Source organism: Haloferax sp. Atlit-10N, from assembly GCF_003586325.1.
GTDB classification, from domain to species: domain Archaea; phylum Halobacteriota; class Halobacteria; order Halobacteriales; family Haloferacaceae; genus Haloferax; species Haloferax prahovense.
Window position 1 is genome coordinate 1299010 of the sequence record NZ_PSYX01000001.1, and the last position, 19153, is coordinate 1318162.

General features: G+C 67.5%; 25 protein-coding genes and 1 tRNA gene. 12 read left to right on the forward strand and 14 right to left on the reverse strand.

Features of this window, described 5'->3' with window-relative positions; translation table 11 throughout:
* Positions 1–109: 109 nt before the first annotated feature.
* The gene (locus tag C5B91_RS06750) at positions 110–310 is read left to right on the forward strand and encodes a hypothetical protein (protein WP_008093646.1); all 201 of its coding nucleotides are present in this window, start codon (positions 110–112) and stop codon (positions 308–310) included.
* Between the two features lie 213 nt (positions 311–523).
* Here the strand turns inward: C5B91_RS06750 and C5B91_RS06755 are convergent.
* Positions 524–606: transfer RNA gene (locus tag C5B91_RS06755), tRNA-Leu, on the reverse strand.
* Between the two features lie 106 nt (positions 607–712).
* On the opposite strand from C5B91_RS06755, the gene C5B91_RS06760 reads away from it, so the two are divergent.
* Positions 713–1021: a transcription factor tfiib repeat-containing protein gene (locus C5B91_RS06760; protein WP_004976640.1), complete on the forward strand. Its 309-nt coding sequence runs from the start codon at positions 713–715 to the stop codon at positions 1019–1021.
* 4 nt (positions 1022–1025) lie between these two features.
* On the opposite strand, the gene C5B91_RS06765 is transcribed toward C5B91_RS06760, so the two are convergent.
* The 6 genes from C5B91_RS06765 to C5B91_RS06790 all read right to left on the reverse strand — a co-directional run bounded on the left by C5B91_RS06765 (position 1026) and on the right by C5B91_RS06790 (position 5152).
* Positions 1026–1232 (reverse strand): hypothetical protein, encoded by a 207-nt coding sequence (locus C5B91_RS06765; RefSeq protein ID WP_008093647.1) that lies wholly within the window; start codon positions 1230–1232, stop codon positions 1026–1028.
* 29 nt (positions 1233–1261) lie between these two features.
* On the reverse strand, positions 1262–1762 hold the full coding sequence (locus C5B91_RS06770) for a phosphopantetheine adenylyltransferase (protein WP_008093648.1): 501 nt from the start codon (positions 1760–1762) through the stop codon (positions 1262–1264).
* 122 nt (positions 1763–1884) lie between these two features.
* Complete coding sequence (locus tag C5B91_RS06775; RefSeq protein ID WP_004976627.1) at positions 1885–2349, reverse strand: winged helix-turn-helix domain-containing protein; 465 nt, start codon at positions 2347–2349, stop codon at positions 1885–1887.
* Between the two features lie 67 nt (positions 2350–2416).
* Entirely contained in the window at positions 2417–3493 is a 1077-nt protein-coding gene (locus C5B91_RS06780) for a glutamate--cysteine ligase (protein WP_115819273.1), read from the reverse strand.
* A gap of 157 nt (positions 3494–3650) precedes the next feature.
* A complete protein-coding gene (locus C5B91_RS06785) occupies positions 3651–4313 on the reverse strand; it encodes a fibrillarin-like rRNA/tRNA 2'-O-methyltransferase (RefSeq protein ID WP_115819274.1) in 663 nt (220 codons plus the stop codon).
* Entirely contained in the window at positions 4310–5152 is an 843-nt protein-coding gene (locus C5B91_RS06790) for an NOP5/NOP56 family protein (RefSeq protein ID WP_008093651.1), read from the reverse strand. The genes C5B91_RS06785 and C5B91_RS06790 overlap by 4 nt, the downstream gene beginning before the upstream one ends.
* Positions 5153–5264: 112 nt before the next feature.
* On the opposite strand from C5B91_RS06790, the gene C5B91_RS23070 reads away from it, so the two are divergent.
* The 8 genes from C5B91_RS23070 to C5B91_RS06825 all read left to right on the forward strand — a co-directional run bounded on the left by C5B91_RS23070 (position 5265) and on the right by C5B91_RS06825 (position 9644).
* Positions 5265–5399, forward strand: a complete 135-nt coding sequence (locus tag C5B91_RS23070) for a rubrerythrin-like domain-containing protein (protein ID WP_115819275.1) — start codon at positions 5265–5267, stop codon at positions 5397–5399.
* Complete coding sequence (locus C5B91_RS06800) at positions 5396–5818, forward strand: hypothetical protein (protein WP_049968538.1); 423 nt, start codon at positions 5396–5398, stop codon at positions 5816–5818. Before C5B91_RS23070 ends, C5B91_RS06800 begins: the two co-directional genes overlap by 4 nt.
* A gap of 38 nt (positions 5819–5856) precedes the next feature.
* Complete coding sequence (locus C5B91_RS06805; RefSeq protein ID WP_049968539.1) at positions 5857–6228, forward strand: hypothetical protein; 372 nt, start codon at positions 5857–5859, stop codon at positions 6226–6228.
* Positions 6229–6345: 117 nt separating this feature from the next.
* On the forward strand, positions 6346–6972 hold the full coding sequence (locus tag C5B91_RS06810; RefSeq protein ID WP_008093654.1) for a DUF6517 family protein: 627 nt from the start codon (positions 6346–6348) through the stop codon (positions 6970–6972).
* A gap of 47 nt (positions 6973–7019) precedes the next feature.
* The gene (locus tag C5B91_RS22340) at positions 7020–7175 is read left to right on the forward strand and encodes a hypothetical protein (protein WP_004976613.1); all 156 of its coding nucleotides are present in this window, start codon (positions 7020–7022) and stop codon (positions 7173–7175) included.
* Positions 7172–8155, forward strand: a complete 984-nt coding sequence (corA, locus tag C5B91_RS06815; protein WP_008093655.1) for a magnesium/cobalt transporter CorA — start codon at positions 7172–7174, stop codon at positions 8153–8155. The genes C5B91_RS22340 and corA overlap by 4 nt, the downstream gene beginning before the upstream one ends.
* 222 nt (positions 8156–8377) lie before the next feature.
* A complete protein-coding gene (locus tag C5B91_RS06820) occupies positions 8378–9376 on the forward strand; it encodes a transcription initiation factor IIB family protein (protein ID WP_008093657.1) in 999 nt (332 codons plus the stop codon).
* Positions 9377–9464: 88 nt separating this feature from the next.
* Positions 9465–9644, forward strand: coding sequence for a hypothetical protein (locus tag C5B91_RS06825; protein ID WP_004976607.1), 180 nt, complete (start codon positions 9465–9467; stop codon positions 9642–9644).
* 57 nt (positions 9645–9701) lie between these two features.
* Here C5B91_RS06825 and C5B91_RS06830 read toward each other — a convergent pair whose 3' ends face one another.
* Positions 9702–10109: a translation initiation factor IF-2 subunit beta gene (locus C5B91_RS06830; RefSeq protein ID WP_008093659.1), complete on the reverse strand. Its 408-nt coding sequence runs from the start codon at positions 10107–10109 to the stop codon at positions 9702–9704.
* Positions 10110–10376: 267 nt separating this feature from the next.
* Here C5B91_RS06830 and C5B91_RS06835 point away from each other — a divergent pair, with 267 nt between their 5' ends.
* Positions 10377–10613 (forward strand): UPF0058 family protein, encoded by a 237-nt coding sequence (locus C5B91_RS06835; RefSeq protein WP_008093660.1) that lies wholly within the window; start codon positions 10377–10379, stop codon positions 10611–10613.
* 213 nt (positions 10614–10826) lie between these two features.
* On the opposite strand, the gene C5B91_RS06840 is transcribed toward C5B91_RS06835, so the two are convergent.
* The 4 genes from C5B91_RS06840 to malQ all read right to left on the reverse strand — a co-directional run bounded on the left by C5B91_RS06840 (position 10827) and on the right by malQ (position 14868).
* Positions 10827–11264: a DUF555 domain-containing protein gene (locus C5B91_RS06840; RefSeq protein ID WP_115819276.1), complete on the reverse strand. Its 438-nt coding sequence runs from the start codon at positions 11262–11264 to the stop codon at positions 10827–10829.
* Positions 11265–11326: 62 nt separating this feature from the next.
* On the reverse strand, positions 11327–12241 hold the full coding sequence (locus tag C5B91_RS06845; protein WP_008093662.1) for a DNA-3-methyladenine glycosylase: 915 nt from the start codon (positions 12239–12241) through the stop codon (positions 11327–11329).
* 128 nt (positions 12242–12369) lie between these two features.
* Positions 12370–13314, reverse strand: a complete 945-nt coding sequence (locus C5B91_RS06850) for a mechanosensitive ion channel family protein (RefSeq protein ID WP_008093663.1) — start codon at positions 13312–13314, stop codon at positions 12370–12372.
* A gap of 63 nt (positions 13315–13377) precedes the next feature.
* Positions 13378–14868 carry a 4-alpha-glucanotransferase gene (gene malQ, locus C5B91_RS06855; RefSeq protein WP_049913455.1) on the reverse strand — a complete coding sequence of 497 codons (1491 nt, stop codon included), beginning with the start codon at positions 14866–14868 and terminating at the stop codon, positions 13378–13380.
* A 208-nt stretch (positions 14869–15076) separates the two neighbouring features.
* Here malQ and thrS point away from each other — a divergent pair, with 208 nt between their 5' ends.
* Positions 15077–17008: a threonine--tRNA ligase gene (thrS, locus tag C5B91_RS06860; RefSeq protein WP_049968541.1), complete on the forward strand. Its 1932-nt coding sequence runs from the start codon at positions 15077–15079 to the stop codon at positions 17006–17008.
* Positions 17009–17022: 14 nt separating this feature from the next.
* Here thrS and C5B91_RS06865 read toward each other — a convergent pair whose 3' ends face one another.
* Both C5B91_RS06865 and C5B91_RS06870 read right to left on the reverse strand, forming a co-directional pair.
* Complete coding sequence (locus C5B91_RS06865) at positions 17023–18462, reverse strand: alpha/beta hydrolase family protein (protein WP_115819277.1); 1440 nt, start codon at positions 18460–18462, stop codon at positions 17023–17025.
* A gap of 170 nt (positions 18463–18632) precedes the next feature.
* Positions 18633–19130, reverse strand: coding sequence for a pyridoxamine 5'-phosphate oxidase family protein (locus tag C5B91_RS06870; RefSeq protein ID WP_115819278.1), 498 nt, complete (start codon positions 19128–19130; stop codon positions 18633–18635).
* Positions 19131–19153 lie beyond the last annotated feature (23 nt).

A 19153-nucleotide genomic window follows, 5' to 3' on the forward strand; every position in this document is an offset into this window, starting at 1 on the left:
GCCCGAGCGGACGGGGGCGCTCACCGACCGGACACCCAAGACCCGACTGTCACTCTATCCAGAGGCCGGGTTTACAGGGCGCGTTGCTGTCGCAGTCGGCGGTGAAGAGGTGTTCAATGAGACGCTCTCCGACGACGGTGGAAACGGCGGCCTCGACCTGACCGACCAGTTGCAGCCGACCCGCCAGACGGTCTCCGTCGCGGTGAACGGAACGGTGCAGTGGGAACGGCCGGTCGGTACCACGGAGTCGTTCGAACTCACCGTCCTTGAAAACGGGAGTATCGAGGTCCGCGAGCACACAATTCGATGACGAAGGCTCGGGCCCCGGAGTGGCGGTCTATCTGCTGTTTTCGAACTCCCCACTCCCCCCACTCGCCACGGTCTCAACGCTATCAGCGACGACGAGTTTCAACAGAAAGCGCGCGGGACAGGGTTCGAACCGGACCGAGACTCGCCGCGCTCGTCTCGTAGGGGTCGAACCCTTCTGCTTGCATACACGTCTCTCACGGTGTTCGAGACGGTATGCGCGGGACAGGGTTCGAACCTGCGAAGGTCTACACCACAGCGTCCTAAGCGCTGCGCCTTTGGCCACTTGGCTACCCGCGCGCAGTCGGACGACGCTCGCCCTTCGACCGCACATTTCCCGCACCGATATATAAACGTCACGAGGGCTCGCCGCGGGGATTATGCTCCCGCGGCCGCAACGACGACCATGTACAGCGCCCGAGACCAGCGAGACAATCAGGAGTGGCTGGCCCGCATCGACGCCGCCGCCGACGGCCTCGAACTCGGTAGCGAGGCCCGCTCGTACGCCTCGGACATGTTTCTCACGCAGTTGCCCGACGAGGACCGCTCGAAGAAGGCCGTCGCCGCCGCCAGCCTCTACGCCGGCGCGCTCATCGCCGGCGAGGAGCGCTCGCAGACCGCCGTCGCCGAGGCCATGGATGTGTCGCGGCTCAGCATCCAACAGCGCTGGAAGGACCTCCTGCGGGAGGCCGGCTTCCGACCTCCGAGTTGGTAGCCGGTCACTCCGAGGAGCGCGTCGGTGCCATCCGCCGGGTCAAGACCGCGTAGGTCACCGCGACGGCGAGGATCCCGGCGACGAGGCCGGCCGGGATACCGACGAAGAGCGAGAAGAAAATCCACCGAGCGGCCAGCTCGGTGACGGCGATGCCGACGAGGACCGCGGCGACGACGCCGACGGCGAAGCTGGCGAAAAGCGGGTGTCGCATGGGCGACGATACGACCGTGAGCGTGAAAACTATTCGTCGCTCGGGGGCGTCCGACCGCGACCCTCGCGGTCGGGCGTGAGGTTGCCGTGGCGGTCTATCTCCCCGGAGACGATGCGGGTCGAGGAGATGCGCTCGCCGTCTTCGGCGGGGACGTGCTCGACGACCTCGATACGGAGGGGTTTGAGACCTTTCTCCTCTCGAATCTCGTTGACGCGCTCGCCGCCGCCCCGCGTCTCGGGCGAGACGATGAGGACGTCGAAGCCCTCCTCGGTCGCGATGCCGGTCGGTTTGTCGAGTTCGCGGACCTCGAACTCGCGGTCGTACTCCTCGGCGAGCGGTCGGAGTTCGGCTTCGAGGTCGGCCTTGCGGTCGTCGAAGGGCCGGACGTAGCGGTCGACGTGTCGCGTCTTCGGTGCGAGTTCGTCGCTCGTGAGTCCGACCGTGACATCACCCAATTCGAACGCTCGCTCGAACAGCGCGAGGTGTCCATCGTGGACAGGGTCGAACGTCCCGCCCAGCGCGACGTGCATACTCTCGCGGTGGGTGCGGCGCGACTTAAGCGGGTCGGGTTAGCCTAACGGACGAGCACCCGCGGCGAGCGAAGGGCCCCCGAAATCGAGCGAGTCACCGCAGCAGCCGGCAGACTGCGGAGCTACTCCTCGCGGACCGTAATCGTGACCGGTTCGGTCTCGTCGGTGCGGTCGGTACCGAGGTGGCGGTCGAGGTTGAACACGGCGTTCAACTGCTCTTGCACCTGTCCGGAGACGCCCTTCACGAGGTCGCTCGGCGCGATTGCGACGTACTCGTAGGGGTTGTTGCCCGCGCCGGAACTCTTCCGCTTGCGGCGCTCGACCGTCTCGTCGTCGGTGAGTTCGGCCAGCGCCTCCCGAACCGTACTGGGGTAGAGGCCGGTCCCCTCCGCGACTTCCTCGCTCGTCGAGTGGGGGTGCTGTCGGAGGTAGACGTAGATTCGCGCGCGGGTCTCCGTGTCGAGAATCCACGCGAGCAGGTCTACCAACCCATCGTCGAACTCGGAGACGGCGCAGTCGGCCGCGCCGCCCGAGTGTTCTTCGTCCGTCGACTCCGCGCTCCCCTCTGTGCTCTGGTCCGCAGACATTTGTGCTACGGCAAAGGTCAAAACTGGGGCGCTAAAAAATGTTTCCTGTCGGTCGTCGGCGTGCGACTCAGTCCAGCGTCAAGTGTTCGCACAGGGCGTCGAGCCCGGACTCCCCGTGAATCCGTCGCTGGACGGCGGTGCCGGATTCGGCGTCGAGAAGCGACCGGAGGCCGTCGACGCCGAGGCGGTCGGACTCGCTTTCGACGAACGATTCGAGGCTCACGACGCCCTCGGAATCCGGGGCGACGAAGTCGGTGTCTCGCCCGTAGCGGGTCGCGCGCCACTTGTTCTCGTCGAGGAGTTCCCGGCGGACCGTCGTTCCCGATTCGCCGGACTCGTAGCGGTCGGCGAGGTCCAAGACGAGCGCGTGGACGTACTCGACGAAGTCGGCGACGCGCTCGGGGTCGGTCTGGGCGTCGGGGGTGCGAATTTCGACCGTCCCGTGGCCCGTGTGGGGGCGCACGTCGTACCAGAGTTCGCCTCGGTCGTCTATCGAGCCGTACTCGACCATCCGGCGCTCGAAGCGCAGGAAGTCCTCGAAGTCGTCGAAGGCGGTCGGCATGCCGGTGTTCGGGAGGTTCTCGAACACCTTGGCGCGGGCGGAGGCGAGGCCGGTGTCGAAGCCGTTCCAGAAGGGGGAGTTCGCGGAGAGCGCGAGCAGGGGCGCGAGGTACCAGCGGAGTTCGTTGGCGACCCAGACGGCCTTGTCGGCGTCGTCGACGCCGACGTGGACGTGCAGGCCGGCGGTCGTATTCCGGTGTTGCGGGTACTGAATCCGGTCGAGTTGCGCCTGATACCGGGGCTTCGTCGCGTGGTCGAGTTCGCGCCACTTGGCGGCGGGGTGGAGCCCAGCCGCGGCGATGCGGTAGCCGTGGTCAGCGGCGTGGTCGACGAGCGCCTCGCGGACCGTCTCGACGGCCGCGCCGGCCTCGTCGGGGGCCTCGATGAGCGGCGTCTGCGTCTCGATAGTGAACTTGAACAGCTCGTGGTCGAGTCGTCCGGCGAGCGGTTCCGGAGGCTCCGGTCCGTAGACTAAGTCGTCGATACCCGAGGTGGGGCGGCCGTCGGCATCGACGATGTAGAATTCCTCTTCGACGCCGAGCGTCCCCATTCGGTCGAAGGCGTCCGCCGACCCTAGTTCCATCGCAACGGCGTAAGTTGCGCCGAATTAAAAACACCGTGGGAGCCGGCGAACGCGTCGCACGACCGCGGGCAAGCGAATCGGACGATAGTGACGGGCGAAAATCAGGTCTCTCGGAACGGTCGTCAGACGGAGCGATGACGGTGACGCCGCCGCCCGTCTACTTCGGCCGGGCGACGATTCCGAGGTGGTCGGCGTGGAAGCGGTCGAGACGGGCTGTGTCGAGGATTTCGTAAGCGGATTCCAGTTCGGCGACCACGTCGTCGAACACGTCGTCCGGCTCGGCGGTCACGTCCTCGCTCCGCGCCTTGACGGCCATCAGGAGCCGACCGTCGTCCGCGAGGAACTGTCGGTTGCGGACGGCGACGGTCGCCTGCCCGCGGGTCGCCACGTCCATGACGAGGCAATCGATGCCGGATTCGACCACGTGCGCGTAGGATTCGGGGTCGCGCGCGTCCTTCAGGAGCGGGAAGAGATTGGTGCGGTCCTCGGCGACGCCGACGAGGTCGCGGACGGGGCGCGGCGCGAACTCCACGGCGTAGGTCGGCCCGGCGAAGTCGGCGACGTGCGAGACGGTCGTTCCCGAGGCGGCCCCGAGGTAGAGGACCGACTCGTCGCCGACGAGACCCGTGTCCATCCCGAGTTCGAGCATCGCGCCGAGCTTCGAGCGCCCGGCGTCCCACGCGCGCCAGCCGTCGGCGTCCACGGGTTCGCCGTAGACCTGCGCACCCCGGGTCGAGAGGCGCTCGCGGCCGCCGAACGTCCGGCGCTCGACGCCTTCGGGGAGGTCGGCATTGGCACTGGCGGCGGGATCGTCGCTCATTCGTCGGCCTCCTCGTCGGCGCGGGCGCGAATCGTCGCCATCCGGTCGGCGAGTTCGGCGTGCAGGTCCGGCCGGTAGTCGCCCGAGTAGTGGTCGATGCGCGCGGCGATAGAGAGCTTCCCGGCGAGCGCGCGGGCGGCCGACCCGCGGTCCTGCGGGCGCGTCCCGCGGACGTACTCGTGAGTGAAGATGACGCCGTGTTTGGGCGACGTGGCGCGGCCCTTCAGGTGCGCGAAGAGGGCGTCTTCGGCCCCGAGTACTTGGACCGTTCCGCTCGGTTTCTTGGCGAGGCTTTCGAGGCCGCCCGCAAGCGCGATGAGCCGCGCCGCGAGGACCGGGCCGGCCATCTCGGCGAGGTTCGGCGCGGTCGTGGGCGCGCGCTCTTCGATGAACGCCCGGAGGTCGTCGCGCTCGTCGAGCAGGTCCACCGCGCGGGTTGCGTAGGAGACGACGCGCTCTTCGGCGGCGGTCTTCGGGTCGCGGGCGGCGATGTCGCGGACGCCGTCGAGGCCGCGCGGGACGGTCTCGTAGAGCGTGCCGGCCCACTCGACGACCCGCTCGGCGAGTTCGTTCGCGGTCCGTTCGGCGTCGTCCATCGCGCGCACGGCGTGGGCGAGTTGCACGTCGTCGGCGCGCTCGCGCTCCGCGACGGCCTCGCTGGCGGCGGCGAGCGTCGCCGAGCGGAGTTTGGCGTAGTAGTCGGTCTCGTCGGCGGCGAACCCGGCGTCGACGGCCTCGGCCGGCCAGTCGGCGGGGGCGGAGGCGCGGCCCGTTCGGACTCGCGTCGCCCCGGATTCGGGGTCGTCGGGGTCCGCGCCGGCGAACCATGCGTCTGTCATACTGGCGGATTGCGCCCCGTTCGGGTAAAAGGACACGGACCCGCGGGCGCGGTTCGGTGCTCATGGTACGCCGTGGTAAGTTTTAACACACCATGTCTCGTACGAATGCTCGATGGAACGCGCTTCGTACGTCTGTCGTGAGTGTCAAACGACCGTGAGCGCCGCGTCGTACCGCTCGACTTGTCCGGAGTGTAGCGGCGAACTGCGGCCTAGGTCCGTGACGAGCCGCCGACGCGCCGGAGATTGAACGACGCGCGCGGGTCGTCCGACCCGAGCGCCGTCCGCTCGCTCGCAGTCACGACCGACGACCTCGTGACCGCCCTCGAGGCGAACCGCCGGGGCGACGACCCCGTCGTCCTCCGCGTCACCCCGCCGTTCTACGGGCGGATGCGGGCGCGAATTCACCGAACCGGCGGCGAAGCCTCGGACTACGCCGACCCCGAGCCGATACACCTCGACCCGCGGGTCTTCGTCGGCGACGACGCCCCCGCGTACCCCGAACCCGACGAGACGCGGCCGGAGCCGTACGAGGTCGAAGCTCACCACGAGCGCCACACGGAGACGGTCCGAGCGTGGCGCTCTGCCGTCCGCGACCACCTCCGCGAGGCCGTCGCGCTCCCGACGGACGACGGTCCCCACGAGGTCGACGTCAAGTACCTCGGCTGAGCGAACCACTTTTTCCCCGCGGGGCACACCGTAGCGACATGAGCACCGACGAGTACCGCCGCGGGACGGCGGTCGAGCGCGAGCGTCAGCAGAAACAGCGCCCGGCGCGCGGCCGCTACCGCGGGGTGTTGCCGGTCATCTACGCCATCGGGTTCGTCATGTTCACCGGCGTCTCGCTGTACATCGGGCCGGAGCCGGCGTTCGCAGTCTACCTCGTCACCCACGTCTTCTACGCGGGACTCGTCCGCGCCGACATCAAGTCGCTCCGCGGGCAGGGCATCGACTGGGGCGCGTCGCGGCACCTCTGGTTCGGCGCGGCGTTCGCGCTCCCGTTCGTCGCGCCCGCCTACTACCTCTACAGCGGCCGCGTGATTCGCCGCGAAAACGAGTCGCGGAACCTCGATGACTGAGGCAGAAACCCGCGGACTGCTCCGCGAGGCCGAGCCGAGGGTGCGGCGGCCCGGCCACCGAACTTATGCCCGGCGAGGGGAAATGGCGGGGCAATGACTTCCAGACGCGTAGTCGCGGTGCTCGCGCTCGCCGCGCTCGTGCTCACCAGCGGCTGTATCGGCTTTCTGACGGGCGAGGAGACGCTGACGTTCGAATCCGAACCGGCCACGACGGACGCGACCGTCGCCGAGAACGCCGGCTACGAGACGAACGGGACCGAGACGTTCGCGGTGAATCGCACGCTCTCGTTCGGCGGGCAGGAGCGTAAAATCGCCGCCAGCAACCACATCACGACGTACGAGAAGACGCTGGACCTCGGCTTCTTCGGCGAGGCCAAACTCGGCTCGTTCAGCGTCATCTCGACGCCCGCGGTCGAGGTCGCCGGCCAGCCCCGGAACCCCATCGGCGACTACTCGAACGACGACCTCATCCGCCTCGTCGACAACCGGTATCAGGGCCTCAGCGACGTCCAGCAGGTCAGTTCGCGGAACGTCCAGATGCTCGGCGAGACGACTAACGTCACGAAGTACAGCGCCACCGCGCGGTTCGGCGGGCAGGAAGTCGACGTGTACGTCCACGTGACGAAAGTCCAGCACAACGAGGACTTCGTCATCGCAATCGGGCTGTACCCCCAACAGCTCGACGGCGAGGAGGAGAACGTCCTCGAACTGATTCGGTCGGTCGAACACCCGTCTGAAGCGTAAGCCGCCTCGGGCGAGCCTTTTTCTCGTCGCCGCGGGTCGATGGTTTCATGACTCGCGTACGGACCGCAGGTATCGCGGTGACGGCGCTCGGCGTCGTCGGCTACGGCGTCGGGTCGCTCGTTGCCTACCCGGGCCGGGCGTTCTCGGTGACGGCCGTCATGGTCGGCATCACGCTCTGGGCCATCGGGGGTGACGTGCGGTGATTTCAGCGCTCGTCTACGGCGACGACGGCGTGTCGGCCTACGAGGAGACCGCGTTGGACGCCGCGCGCGACGCCGACGGGACCACGTGGGTTCGCACGACCGCCGCGGAGGAGTTCGAGCGCGTCGCCGAGGCGTTCGGCGTCCACCCGCTTTCGGTCGAGGACGTTCGGAACGACGCCCGCCCGAAGGCCGAGGAGTACGACGAGTACACGTTCGTCGTCGTCCGGGTGGCGACGCTCCGCGCCGGCGAACAGGTGTTCGAAGAGGAGGTCCAGACCAGACCCGTGGGGCTCTGCTTCGGCGACGACTGGCTCGTGACGCTGACGCGCCGGGAACTGGAACCGATAAACTACGTATGGAACGCCATCGAGCGGGAGGAGCCCCGGATGCTCCGGTTCGGGCCGGACTTCGTGGCCTACCGCGTCATCGACCGCATCGTCGACGAGTACTTCGGGCTGTTGGACGAGGTCGGCGAGGAGATAGAACTCATCGAGGACATCATCCTCGAGGGTCCCGACCCGGAGGTGCTCGAGGGGCTGAACGCGGTCCGGCGCGACCTGCTGTCGTTCCGGAAAACCGTGTGGCCGACGCGGGAGGCCGTCGGCGTGCTCGCGCGCGGCGACCCCGACTACGTCCGCGAGTCGACGGAAAAGTACTACCGCGACGTGTACGACCACCTCGTCGAGTTGGTCGACCTCACGGAGACGTACCGCGACCTCGCGCGCGGCGCGCGGGACATCTACCTCAACACGCTCTCGCAGTCGACGAACGAGGTGATGAAGACGCTCACCGTCGTCGCCACCATCATCCTCCCACTCACGCTCGTCGTCGGCATCTACGGTATGAACTTCGACCCCGGCGCGTCGGCGTTCAACATGCCCGAACTCGGCTGGGCCTACGGCTACCCGGCGACGATGCTCGGCATGGCGCTCGTCTCCGCCGTCCTGCTCGTCTACTTCCGACGGGAGAGCTGGCTCTAAGCGACGAAAGAGATATACTACCCGATTGCTCACGTCTGGCGCTCGGTTCGCGTCGGCGAGATGGCGACAAATCCCCCCACATCGTGCGATTGACCCGCATAACCTCGGCGAAAGGTTTATATGCTTTTCGGACTTACTGATGGTAAGGCCAGTCCAAGCCGGATTATTCTTTCGTCTTCTGTGGTCTTCCCGGCCGAGACGTATCCGCGCCTTCCACCCACCATGAGCGACACCACAACCACCCGAACCTACAGTACCGACGCAAAGGCCAGGGACGTCCGTCCCCGCGAGTCGGAGCGAGACGAAAAACAGCAGGACGAAGCGCAGGTCTGCCCCGAGTGTAGCGGCCACCTCGTCACCGACGAGGAACACGGCGAGACGATTTGCGAGGAGTGCGGCCTCGTCGTCGAGGAAACCGTGGTCGACCGCGGCCCCGAGTGGCGCGCGTTCGACTCCGCCGAGCGCGACAGCAAGTCCCGCGTCGGCGCGCCGACGACGAAGATGATGCACGACAAGGGGCTGTCGACCAACATCGGCTGGCAGAACAAGGACGCCTACGGCAAGTCCCTCTCGCCGCGCCAGCGCGAGCAGATGCAGCGGCTCCGCACGTGGAACGAGCGGTTCCGCACCCGCGACTCGAAGGAGCGCAACCTCAAGCAGGCGCTCGGTGAAATCGACCGCATGGCCTCGGCCCTCGGTCTCCCGGAGAACGTCCGCGAGACCGCCTCGGTCATCTACCGCCGCGCGCTCAACGACGACCTGCTCCCCGGCCGCTCCATCGAGGGCGTCGCCACCGCGGCGCTGTACGCGTCGGCCCGGATGGCGGGCACTCCCCGCTCGCTCGACGAACTGGAGAAGGTCTCGCGCGTCGATAAGATGGAACTCACCCGGACGTACCGCTACGTCGTCCGCGAGCTGAAGCTCGAAATCAAGCCCGCAGACCCCGAGCAGTACGTCCCGCGGTTCGCCAGCGAACTCGGCCTCTCCGACGAGGCCGAGCGGCAGGCCCGCCAGCTCCTCCGCGACGCGAAGGAGACGGGTATCCACTCCGGCAAGTCGCCGGTCGGTCTCGCCGCCGCCGCCGTCTACGCCGCCGCCCTCCTCACCAACGAGAAGGTGACCCAAAGCGAGGTCTCGACGGTCGCAGACATCTCCGAAGTCACCATCCGCAACCGCTACAAGGAGCTGCTCGAAGTCCAAGACGGTACCCTGTTCGCGTAACCGCTCGGTGGGCTCGGTGGCCCGCACTTTTCTCGGTCGTGCTAAACCGTAACAACATTTATCCGCACCCCCGAAGCATATACGGGGTATGGTTGAAGCGTTCGTCCGACTCTTGTGCCCCGAATGTGGAAAGGACTGGGAGACGAATCCGACCGATCTCCCCGCTCACCGCGACAACTACTCGTGTCAGGGATGCGGCGCGACGCGGCGCACGGCCGAGTTCATGCGGACGGAGCGCGACCTCCAGACGCTCAAACAGTTCGAGTAGCGAGGAGCGAGAGAGGGTCGCCTCACGACCGGGGCGGTCCCGGCTGGCGTCCGTTTTTTAGATGTCGGGAATCGACGAGAGCGCGCCGCACGCGTCGCACTTCAGCACGTCGGCACCTTGTTGCGTGACGAACTTCGTGTCCGGCGACCCGCACTCGCTGCACAGGACGAACGACTCGACGTACTCGTCGAGCGCGTCGGCGATGCGGCGCTGGCGGAACTCGCCGGTGAACCGCGCGCGACCTCTGTCGTCGATTTGGGCGCTCGTTCCCAACTCCGTCTGGAAGAACTTCAGGACGTGCGTCGCCTCGCGCGCGAGGCGGTCGTGGGTCGCCGCGAAGTTCTCGTAGACCGTGACGTTCCCCTCCTGGCGGACCGTCGGCTCCGGAACGCTGAAGCGGTCGCCGCCTTCCGCGACGTCCGGCGACTCCGAGAGCGCGCGGTCCAGTTGGTCGTCGTAGTCCATGCGCGACAGTACGCGTACGCCGGGGTAAAATTCTCACGACCCCCGGCGCGCGCGACCGGCGCTCGGCGCGCGCCCTACATAGCTATATAAACCACTCGTGAGATTCCGCCGACGCTCGCTATCGAGGGGGCGAAACAACAAACGAATTGAAAACGTTCGAACACGAAATTTCCGCTGAGACCCCCATAATCGGCGGTTTAAGGGAGTCGGATGCTAACGTGACTCAAGATAATACTATATCCCTCCGGTCTCAAGCCGTGGTTGCTCATGAAGAAGCAGGAACTCATCCACCTGCACGGTCTGCTCGCAGAAGTCCACACCCAGATTGAGGCCTGGGAGGACGAGGAAATCAGTCTCGTCGAGTACAACGAACTCGGCGTACGACCGACATCCATCCACAAGTCCAAGACGGACCACAAAGCAGCCGTGTTTAAACTGGCGAAGGGAATCACCGGAGCGATGCACGAGGCCGAACCAGAGCCGCTCGCACCGCAAGCCGACTGAACCGAGAAAAGAAACGCGTTCTCCTCTACGACCCTACATCCGAGAGCGACCGCGCCGCTCTCTCGCGCGACGACGCTCCCGAGCGACCGCCGTGCCGAACCGATGGATGAGTTCCGCTCGCGGGCAGAAATAGCGTTTTGACGGAGGTGGGTCGTCGTCACGGGCTTTCGATGGCGCTGAGACGTCCCCTCCGCGACGACGATAGGCCGTGCTTCAGCGGTCGTCGACGAGGTCGTCGAAGTCGACGAGCGCGTCGTCGTCCGAAGCGCCGGTCTCGGCGCGGGTGTCCCCCTCGCCGTCCGTCTCGACCGAATCGTCGTCGACTCGTTCGACCGACAGCACCTTCAGCGGGATATTTTCGAGGCGTTGGCCGATCTCCTTGCGGGCGATGCGCGAGGCGTGTTCCTCCTGTTCGACGTTGAAGACGGTCATCTCCAGTTCGAGGGCGACGAGCGCCTCGTCCGCGGCGATGAACGCGGGGGGGAGTTCCTCGCCGCCGGGCGAGCTCCGAGAGCCCATGTTAATCTCGACGTACTTCAGGTCGGGATTGAGCATCTCGCCGGTCTTCGAGATGGCGATTCGGACCGCCTCGTCGACGGTTTCCACGTCGTACACCGGGACCGCGGCCTCGACGACGACTCTGCAGTCCATGGTTACGATGAGGTTGTGTGCCGAAGGGTATCAACCTTCTTGCCACTCCGTCTCCCGCCCGCTCACTCCCCGCCAGAGCGGAGGTAGTGGAAGACGTACGTCTGGGTGTAGCCGGCGTAGCGACCGCCGAGGCGCTCGCGAATGGCCCGCGAGGTGTCGGCGTAGTTCCCCCGGTCGCAGTCGGGGTAGTGCTCCTCGATGGCCGACCGAATCCACGTGTCGAGCGGGACGGCTTCGAGGTAGTCGAGCGAAAACAGCAGGACGCAGTCCGCGACCTTGTCGCCGACGCCGACGAACGTCGTCAGGAAGTCGCGGGCGTCCTCGTAGTCGCGGCCGCGGGCCTCGGCGGGCGTCGCCTCGCCCGTGGCGACCATCTCGGCCGTCCGCCGGACGTAGGGCGCGCGATAGCCGAGGCTGAGGTCGCGGAGTTCGTCTTCGGTGGCCTCGGCCAGACGCTCGGGCGTCGGGTACGCGAAGTACGTCTCGCCGTCGAACTCGACCCGCTCGCCGTAGGACTCTCTGAGCCGCGACTGCATCCCGAAGATGCGCGAGACGCGCATCTGCGCCGAGCAGATGAACGAGACGAGACAGCCGAACGGCGGGTCTCGGACGAGTCGCATGCCCGGGTACGCCTCGTAGGCCCGCCGGACGAGCGGTTCGTCGGGCATCTCCGAGACGATGGCGTCGAGGTCGTCGTCGAGGCGAAGCAGGTGGGTGAGAAGCGGGACGGCGTCGAGGTTCGACTCCCACTCCAGCGCGCCGTCGGTCTGGCGGACCCTGACGACGGCGGACTCGTCGGAGACGCCGTCGAGCGGCGGGACGACCGTCTGGTACCACGCGTCGCCGCCGTGGGCCGCGTCGCGCTCGTACATCCGGCCGTCGGGGCGGTCCCAGAGGTACGACTGGCCGCTCTCCAGCGTCGATTGGAGGTCGAACGCTCCGTCGAGGCTCGCGAGGTCGATGACACCCGTCTCCATCGCTTCGACGTTGGGCGCGGGGGATTTGCGGGTTTCGATGCCGGCGGACGAGACGGGACGACGGGTCGAGACGGCGACAAATCGAGACGGGGCGGCGGCGAGGCGGGTCACGGCGACCCACGTCGCGCTCAGCGGTTGCGGCTCACCGGGAAGCTGACGCGGTCCGGGTGGTCGCCCAGTCGGTCGAGAATGCGCTCGTAGAGCCGGTTTTTGACGCGCTGGGCGCGAGTCGGCGGGACGAGCACGCGGAGTCGGAAGACGACCCACGACTCCTCCTGTGCGACGTTGACGGTCGGGCCGCCGGCCACGTCGAGGTCCAGCGGCGACTCGGCGAGCCTGGCCCGGTAGCGTTTCATCGCGGCGTCCATGTCGTCGCCGAGTTCCTCGTCGGCCACGTCCAAGAGGAGTTGGCGGACGAACGGGAGGTCCGTCTCGTAGGACACCTGCACGGGTACCTCGGTCCAGACGCGGTCGAACAGCGCGCCGTAGTTGACGACCTCGGACGAGAGGACGAGCGAGTTCGGGACGGTGACGGTCCGACCGGACGGCTGGTTCGACGCGAGGGTGCCGCCGGTCTCCCAGAGCGTCGTGACGAGGAAGTCAACCTCGGCCACGTCGCCGGAGACCGAGCCGATGTTGACGCGGTCGCCGACCGCGTACGGTCGCTTCGCGAGGATGTAGAACCAGCCGATGAAGGAGAGAATCGGCTGTTGGAGCGCGAAGGTGACGGCGAAGCCGATGACGCCGAACGAGACCAACAGGCCGAGCCACTGCTCCGTGAACGCCCCGAGGACGCCGACGAGCGCGACCCCGCCGAGCGTGAGTCGGAGGACGTTCCGAACGTCGTGGGCCCGGCGGCGGTCGGCGATGCGCCCGACGAAGAACGCGGCGAGAAACCGGTAGACGCCGTAGGCGACGAGCGCGACCGCGGCGGCGGACAGCCCCTTCGAGAGGAGCAAGTCGGCGTTGGGCACGTCGAAGTCCGAAAGGGGGGTCGTCGCGCGGACGAGCGCCGAGAGAACCGCGGCGATGAGCCCGGCGGCGAACGCGCCGAGGCCGAGGCGGCGAGACATACCGTTGCCGTCGGGTGGGCGACTGAAAAAGGTGTAGTCGAACCGAGGCGAGGGGCGGCGGCCTCAGTTGCGGATGTGGAGGTCCGTGAGGTTCGCGAGGCGGTCGGCGACGCCGTCGTCGAGGCCCTTGCGGGTGACGCGCCACTCCCAGTTGCCGGTCTGCGTGCCGGGGGTGTTGAAGCGGGTCTCGGAGCCGAGACCGAGGAGGTCCTGCGTCGTCGTGAACGCGAGGACGGACGCGGAGTTCCAGACGGCGTCGATGATGGACCAGTGAATCTCCGAGCCGTCCGCGCCGATGTTGTAGTGGAGGCAGTCGCGGGTGCGGTCGTCGAGGTCGCGGTAGTAGCCGACGAACGTGTCGGTGTCGTGGGTCGAGGTGTAGGCGACCGAGTTCTCCGGGTAGTGCATCGGCTGGTACATGTCGCCCTCGCTGCACCAGTCGGCGTACTGCGGGACGCGCATGCCGGGGAAGGCGAACCGGTCGCGGAGGTCGACCAGCGAGGCGTCGAGGAAGCCGAGGTCCTCGACGATGAAGGGGAGGTCGCCCAGTTCGCGCTCGACCGTCTCGAAGAAGTCGTGGCCGGGGGCGTCGCGCCACTCGCCGTCGCCGGGGTCGTCGGAGTCGGCGTCGATGGCCCAGAACTCGTCGAACCCCTTGAAGTGGTCGATGCGGGTCACGTCCACGAGGTCGAACAGGCGGCGGAGGCGGTCGAGCCACCAGCCGTAGCCGTTCTCGCGGAGCGTCTCCCAGTCGTACAGCGGGTTGCCCCAGCGCTGGCCGGAGTCGTTCGGGTTCGGCGGGACGCCGGCGACCACGGCCGGTTCGTTCGATTCGGTGAGGTCGAATGCCTCCGGGGCGGCCCACACGTCGGCGCTGTCGAGGGCGACGTAGATGGGGAGGTCGCCGACGAGGGTGACGCCCTTCTCGTCGGCGTAGTCGGCGAGGGCGCGCCACTGCTCGTCGAAGCAGAACTGGACGAACTCGCGGTAGCGAATCTCGTCGGCGTACTCCTCGCGGGCGTCGGCGAGCGCGTCGGGGTCGCGGGTCTTCAACTCGGTCGGCCAGTCTATCCACGCTCGTTGGAACTCGTCTTTCAGGGCGGCGAACAGCGCGTAATCTTCGAGCCAGCCGGCCTCGCGCTCGCGGAAGGCGTCGAGGGCGGCGCGGTCGTCCTCGGCGGCCTCGGCCTCGAAGCGGTCGAAGGCGGTGCGGAGCCGCGAGCGCTTGTACTCGCCGACGCGTTCGTAATCGACGGCGTGAGGGTCGAAGTCGGGAACGGGTTCGAGGTCGTCGTCGGTGAGCCATCCGCGCTCTACGAGGTCCGTGAGGTCGATGAGAAGCGGATTGCCGGCGAACGAGGAGGACGATTGATACGGCGAGTTCGCCATGGCCGGCTCGGTCGGCCCGAGGGGGCAGAACTGCCACATCGACTGTTCGGCGTCGGAGAGGAAGTCAACGAAGGCGCGCGCGCCGTCGCCAAGGTCGCCGATGCCGTGGGGCCCCGGGACCGAGGTGACGTGCATGAACACCCCGCTCTGTCGAGAAAGTCGCATACCCACAGGGTCCGCGTGCGACCCAATTGGTACTTTGGGTCGAAACGGCGGGACCGAAGGCGAGGCGGCGAGCGCGTCGACGGGGACACGTCGGACCGTCGACCCCACCCTCTGTCGTGCTAGCAACCCGCACGAAATCGGTCGCGAGCGGGCGTCGCTCGCGCTCGTCTCAACAACACTTATTCTCCCCCGTCCGTTCCGTGCGCGTATGAGTGATATCGCTGTCATCCTCCCCGACGGGACGGAACTCTCCGTCGAGGAGGGTGCGACGGTGCGAGACGCCGCGTTCGCAATCGGCCCCGGCCTCGGCAAGGACACCGTCGCCGGCGTCGTCGATGGCGAACTCGTGGACAAGGAGACGCCGCTCCACGACGGCGCGGACCTCGTCATCGTCACCGACCAGTCCGACGAGTATCTCGACGTGCTCCGCCACTCGGCGGCCCACGTCTTCGCGCAGGCCCTCCAGCGGCTCCACCCCGAGGCCAAACTGACCATCGGCCCGTGGACGGACGACGGCTTCTACTACGACGTGACGAGCGTCGACCTCGAACAGGAGGAACTCGAAGCCATCGAAGACGAGATGCGCGACATCATCGAGGAGGACCTCGACATCGAGCGCGCCCTCGTCGACCGCGAGGAGGCCCTCGAAAAGTACGCCGACAACCCCTACAAGCGCGACATCCTCGAAACGGAGGCCGCCGGCGACGACGAACTGTCGTTCTACCAGCAGGGCGAGTTCGAGGACCTCTGTAAGGGCCCGCACGTCGAATCGACGGGCGAAATCGGCGCGGTCAAGCTCCTGAACATCTCCGCGGCCTACTGGCGCGGCGACGAGGAAAACGACACGCTGACGCGGGTCTACGGCACGGCGTTCGAGTCCGAGTCCGACCTCGAAGCGTTCCTCGACATGCGCGAGGAGGCCAAGGAGCGCGACCACCGGAAGCTCGGACAGGAACTCAACCTGTTCGCCATCGACGAGACGACGGGGCCGGGCCTGCCGCTGTACCAGCCGAACGGCAAGCGCATCCTCGACGAACTCGCGGACTACGCGAAACAGCTCAACCTCGACGCGGGCTACGACCCCGTCGAGACGCCCCACCTGTTCCGGACGGAGCTGTGGAAGAAGTCGGGCCACTACGAGAACTACGTCGACGACATGTTCCTCCTCGACGTGAACGACGAGGAGTACGGCCTGAAGCCGATGAACTGCCCCGGCCACGCGACCATCTTCGACCAGCAGTCGTGGTCCTACCGCGACCTGCCGGTGCGCTACTTCGAAGACGGGAAGGTCTACCGCAAAGAACAGCGCGGCGAGCTATCGGGGCTCTCTCGCGTCTGGTCGTTCACCATCGACGACGGCCACCTGTTCGTCCGCCCCGACCAGATAGAAGACGAGATCAACCTCATCATCGACAACATCCTGTCGGTGTTCGACACGTTCGGACTGGACGCCGAGGTCGCGCTCGCCACGCGCCCCGAGAAGTCCGTCGGAAGCGACGAAATCTGGGAGCAGGCCGAGACGCAACTCCGCGCCGTCTTAGACGACAGCGGCATCGACTACGGCATCGAGGCCGGCGACGGCGCGTTCTACGGCCCGAAAATCGACTTCGCGTTCAAGGACGCCCTCGGTCGCAAGTGGGACGGCCCGACGGTCCAACTCGACTTCAACATGCCCGACCGCTTCGACCTCACCTACACGGGCGAGGACAACGAGGACCACCAGCCGGTGATGATTCACCGCGCGCTCTACGGCAGCTACGAGCGCTTCTTCATGGTGCTCATCGAGCACTTCAACGGCAAGTTCCCGTTCTGGCTCGCGCCCGAGCAGGTCCGCATCCTGCCCATCTCGGACGACCAGATGGGCTACGCGAAGCAGCTCCAGTACGAACTCGGTGACTTCCGGGTCGACATCGAGGACCGCTCGTGGACGCTCGGCCGGAAGATTCGCGAGGCCCAGACCGACCGCGTCCCGTACATGGTCATCGTCGGCGGCGACGAGGAAGAAGACGGGACCATCTCCGTCCGCGACCGCAAGGAACGCGAGGCCAAGGACGTGAGCGTCGAGGCGTTCCGGGACCACCTCCGGAGCGAGTACGACGAAAAGCGCCCCGAACCCGACTTCCTCGCCGACGCGGAGTGAGGAACGCGACCGACTCAGGCAGTAACTGATTCTCTGTTCCGGCGGTTCCGCGCCGCCGCGTCCAACTCTCGCCGGACCGTCGTTCGGAACGACTCGTCTCTGATGAGGTTCGCGAGCACGCCGAAATGTCCGCAGTCCCACTCGCGGCGGTTCGGCCTCGGGACGCCCCACTCGTCGAGGAGCGCGCGAGCCGTGGACGCGGGGGCCATCTCGTCGCGAGCCCCGACGAACGGGAAGACGCGTTCGGGCGCGAGACACGGGTCTTTGGGCGGGTTCAACAGCGGCGCGAACTCGTGGAGCGCCTCGCCGGCCCAGCCTGCCGCGTCGAGGGCGGCGTCGATGTCGAGCAGTTTCGTGAGTCCCCCCGCGAGGAGCGTCTGGTCGATTGCGCCGGGCATCCCCGCGGGGAACAGCAGGTCGGGGCGCATCGACTCGGGCCAGTCGCCGCACCGGCCCCCGACGTGGAGCGCGACGGTTCCGCCGAGGCTGACGCCGCCGACGCCGACGGCCGGCGCGCCCTCGGTCCGCGCCCAGTCGGTGAGGACGGCGGTCTCCAGCGCAGCCGCCGAGTAGAGCGTGAACAGGCCGACGGGCGCGCGGGCGATGTAGGGCTCGCCGCTGTATCGACCGAGTAGCTCGCGCCGGCCGTGCCACGGCGCGTCGGGGAGGACGACCCGGTACCCCTCGGGGGCGAGCGCGCGGGCGACGTACTCCTCTTCGGGCCAGTAGGTGAGTTGGTCGTCGAACATCCCCCAGCCGGAGTGGAAGACGAGCGTGGGCAGGTCGTCGGCGGCGTCGACGGGTTCGTACACCCGCGCAGACGCCCGGTCGCTGAGGTGCGGCGAGGGCGACCGGAAGCGAAGCAGATACTCGACGGTTCCCGGCCCTCGAACCGTCGCAGAACGCTCGACTCGAGGGAACTCCTCGGCCGCGCTGGACTCGGCGAAGCCGTACAGTCGCTCGGGTTCGGCGAGTTCGTGGTGCCAGCGGGTTCGCGCGTCCTCGGGCGAGGGCGTCTCGAACTTCACCGCCGGCACGAGGTGTTCCTTCGGGAGGAAGCCGAAGATGCCGGTCGGCTTGGCCCGCCGTTCCGACACCTCGCGGCGCTCGCGCTCGACGGCGACGCGCTCGTCGGGCGTCGACTCGTCGTCGCCCCAGAAGACGCTGTCCCAGCGCTCCATCGTCTCGTCGTACGCGCCGCGGAGGCGGGCGTACCGCGCGAGGGCGCGTTCGATTCGGTCGTGGAGGTGCGGTGCCGGCGGCGAACCGACCTCGCGGAGGTACGCTTCCGGCCCGTCCGAGAGCGCCACGTCGGCCGCGGCGCGAGCGCGGGCGACGCCGAACTCGCGGGGGAGCGAGCGAGTTTTGAACGCCTCGAACGGTCGCGAGGTCAGCAGTCGGCCGGCGGGCGAGGTCAGCAACCGGTGTACTGCCGGGGTTTCGAGATGGTCCATGCCGTGTGATACGAGTGACACGATAATGACCCTAGGCCCGCGTGTCGGAGCGTGAGAACGGGCGGAGTGGTACCGGGACCGGCCTCTCGAACTAATAAATTAAATAGCGCGATATGAAATCCGATTCGCGGGGAAAACAGACGAATCGAAGCGGAACGAGACGACGGCGCTCAGGCCGAGTCGAACCGCCACCGCGTCGCGTCGGCGGGAAAGCCGGACCACGCCAGCACGCGCTCGGGTCGAATCCGAAACACCGGCGTCCCGTGGCGAATCCCGTACTTCGCCTCGTAGGCGTCGTCGATGCGGGCGAGCGTGGTCTCGTCGGCGGTCTCCGCGTCCAGTCGCTCGGCGGCGCCTTCGAGGATGACCACGTCGGTTCCGCTTTCGGTGTGAACCGAGAGGCGCGGGTCGTGCGCGAGGTTTCTGACCCATCTAGTCCGCTCGCCGCCGCCGCAGTGGAACGCGCCGTCGACCCAGACGCCCCAGACCGGGCGGGCGTGCGGTCGGCCGTCGGGGCGGGTCGTCGTGGCCCAGAACACCTCGCCGTCGGCGAACGCGGTCTCGACGAGGTGCCACTCCAAGAGCCCCTCTTCCGATTCGGGGATGCCGTAACTCGGTTCGGTCATCGGGCGGTCGCGGGTCGTCGCGGGCGGCGCGTCGGCGGACATGAGAGAAAGAAGGGACGCGAGAG

What these genes read in the sequence shown, in the direction of transcription:
- C5B91_RS06775 (WP_004976627.1), bottom strand. Translation starts at nt 2,349, where the DNA reads ATGTCTGCGGACCAGAGCACAGAGGGGAGCGCGGAGTCGACGGACGAA.
- C5B91_RS06760 (WP_004976640.1), top strand. Translation starts at nt 713, where the DNA reads ATGTACAGCGCCCGAGACCAGCGAGACAATCAGGAGTGGCTGGCCCGC.
- C5B91_RS06770 (WP_008093648.1), bottom strand. Translation starts at nt 1,762, where the DNA reads ATGCACGTCGCGCTGGGCGGGACGTTCGACCCTGTCCACGATGGACAC.
- C5B91_RS22340 (WP_004976613.1), top strand. Translation starts at nt 7,020, where the DNA reads ATGACTCGCGTACGGACCGCAGGTATCGCGGTGACGGCGCTCGGCGTC.
- malQ (WP_049913455.1), bottom strand. Translation starts at nt 14,868, where the DNA reads ATGCGACTTTCTCGACAGAGCGGGGTGTTCATGCACGTCACCTCGGTC.
- C5B91_RS06765 (WP_008093647.1), bottom strand. Translation starts at nt 1,232, where the DNA reads ATGCGACACCCGCTTTTCGCCAGCTTCGCCGTCGGCGTCGTCGCCGCG.
- C5B91_RS06825 (WP_004976607.1), top strand. Translation starts at nt 9,465, where the DNA reads ATGGTTGAAGCGTTCGTCCGACTCTTGTGCCCCGAATGTGGAAAGGAC.
- thrS (WP_049968541.1), top strand. Translation starts at nt 15,077, where the DNA reads ATGAGTGATATCGCTGTCATCCTCCCCGACGGGACGGAACTCTCCGTC.
- C5B91_RS06785 (WP_115819274.1), bottom strand. Translation starts at nt 4,313, where the DNA reads ATGAGCGACGATCCCGCCGCCAGTGCCAATGCCGACCTCCCCGAAGGC.
- C5B91_RS06790 (WP_008093651.1), bottom strand. Translation starts at nt 5,152, where the DNA reads ATGACAGACGCATGGTTCGCCGGCGCGGACCCCGACGACCCCGAATCC.
- C5B91_RS06805 (WP_049968539.1), top strand. Translation starts at nt 5,857, where the DNA reads ATGAGCACCGACGAGTACCGCCGCGGGACGGCGGTCGAGCGCGAGCGT.
- C5B91_RS06870 (WP_115819278.1), bottom strand. Translation starts at nt 19,130, where the DNA reads ATGTCCGCCGACGCGCCGCCCGCGACGACCCGCGACCGCCCGATGACC.
- C5B91_RS06840 (WP_115819276.1), bottom strand. Translation starts at nt 11,264, where the DNA reads ATGGACTGCAGAGTCGTCGTCGAGGCCGCGGTCCCGGTGTACGACGTG.
- C5B91_RS06865 (WP_115819277.1), bottom strand. Translation starts at nt 18,462, where the DNA reads ATGGACCATCTCGAAACCCCGGCAGTACACCGGTTGCTGACCTCGCCC.
- C5B91_RS06830 (WP_008093659.1), bottom strand. Translation starts at nt 10,109, where the DNA reads ATGGACTACGACGACCAACTGGACCGCGCGCTCTCGGAGTCGCCGGAC.
- C5B91_RS23070 (WP_115819275.1), top strand. Translation starts at nt 5,265, where the DNA reads ATGGAACGCGCTTCGTACGTCTGTCGTGAGTGTCAAACGACCGTGAGC.
- C5B91_RS06850 (WP_008093663.1), bottom strand. Translation starts at nt 13,314, where the DNA reads ATGTCTCGCCGCCTCGGCCTCGGCGCGTTCGCCGCCGGGCTCATCGCC.
- C5B91_RS06820 (WP_008093657.1), top strand. Translation starts at nt 8,378, where the DNA reads ATGAGCGACACCACAACCACCCGAACCTACAGTACCGACGCAAAGGCC.
- C5B91_RS06780 (WP_115819273.1), bottom strand. Translation starts at nt 3,493, where the DNA reads ATGGAACTAGGGTCGGCGGACGCCTTCGACCGAATGGGGACGCTCGGC.
- C5B91_RS06835 (WP_008093660.1), top strand. Translation starts at nt 10,377, where the DNA reads ATGAAGAAGCAGGAACTCATCCACCTGCACGGTCTGCTCGCAGAAGTC.
- C5B91_RS06845 (WP_008093662.1), bottom strand. Translation starts at nt 12,241, where the DNA reads ATGGAGACGGGTGTCATCGACCTCGCGAGCCTCGACGGAGCGTTCGAC.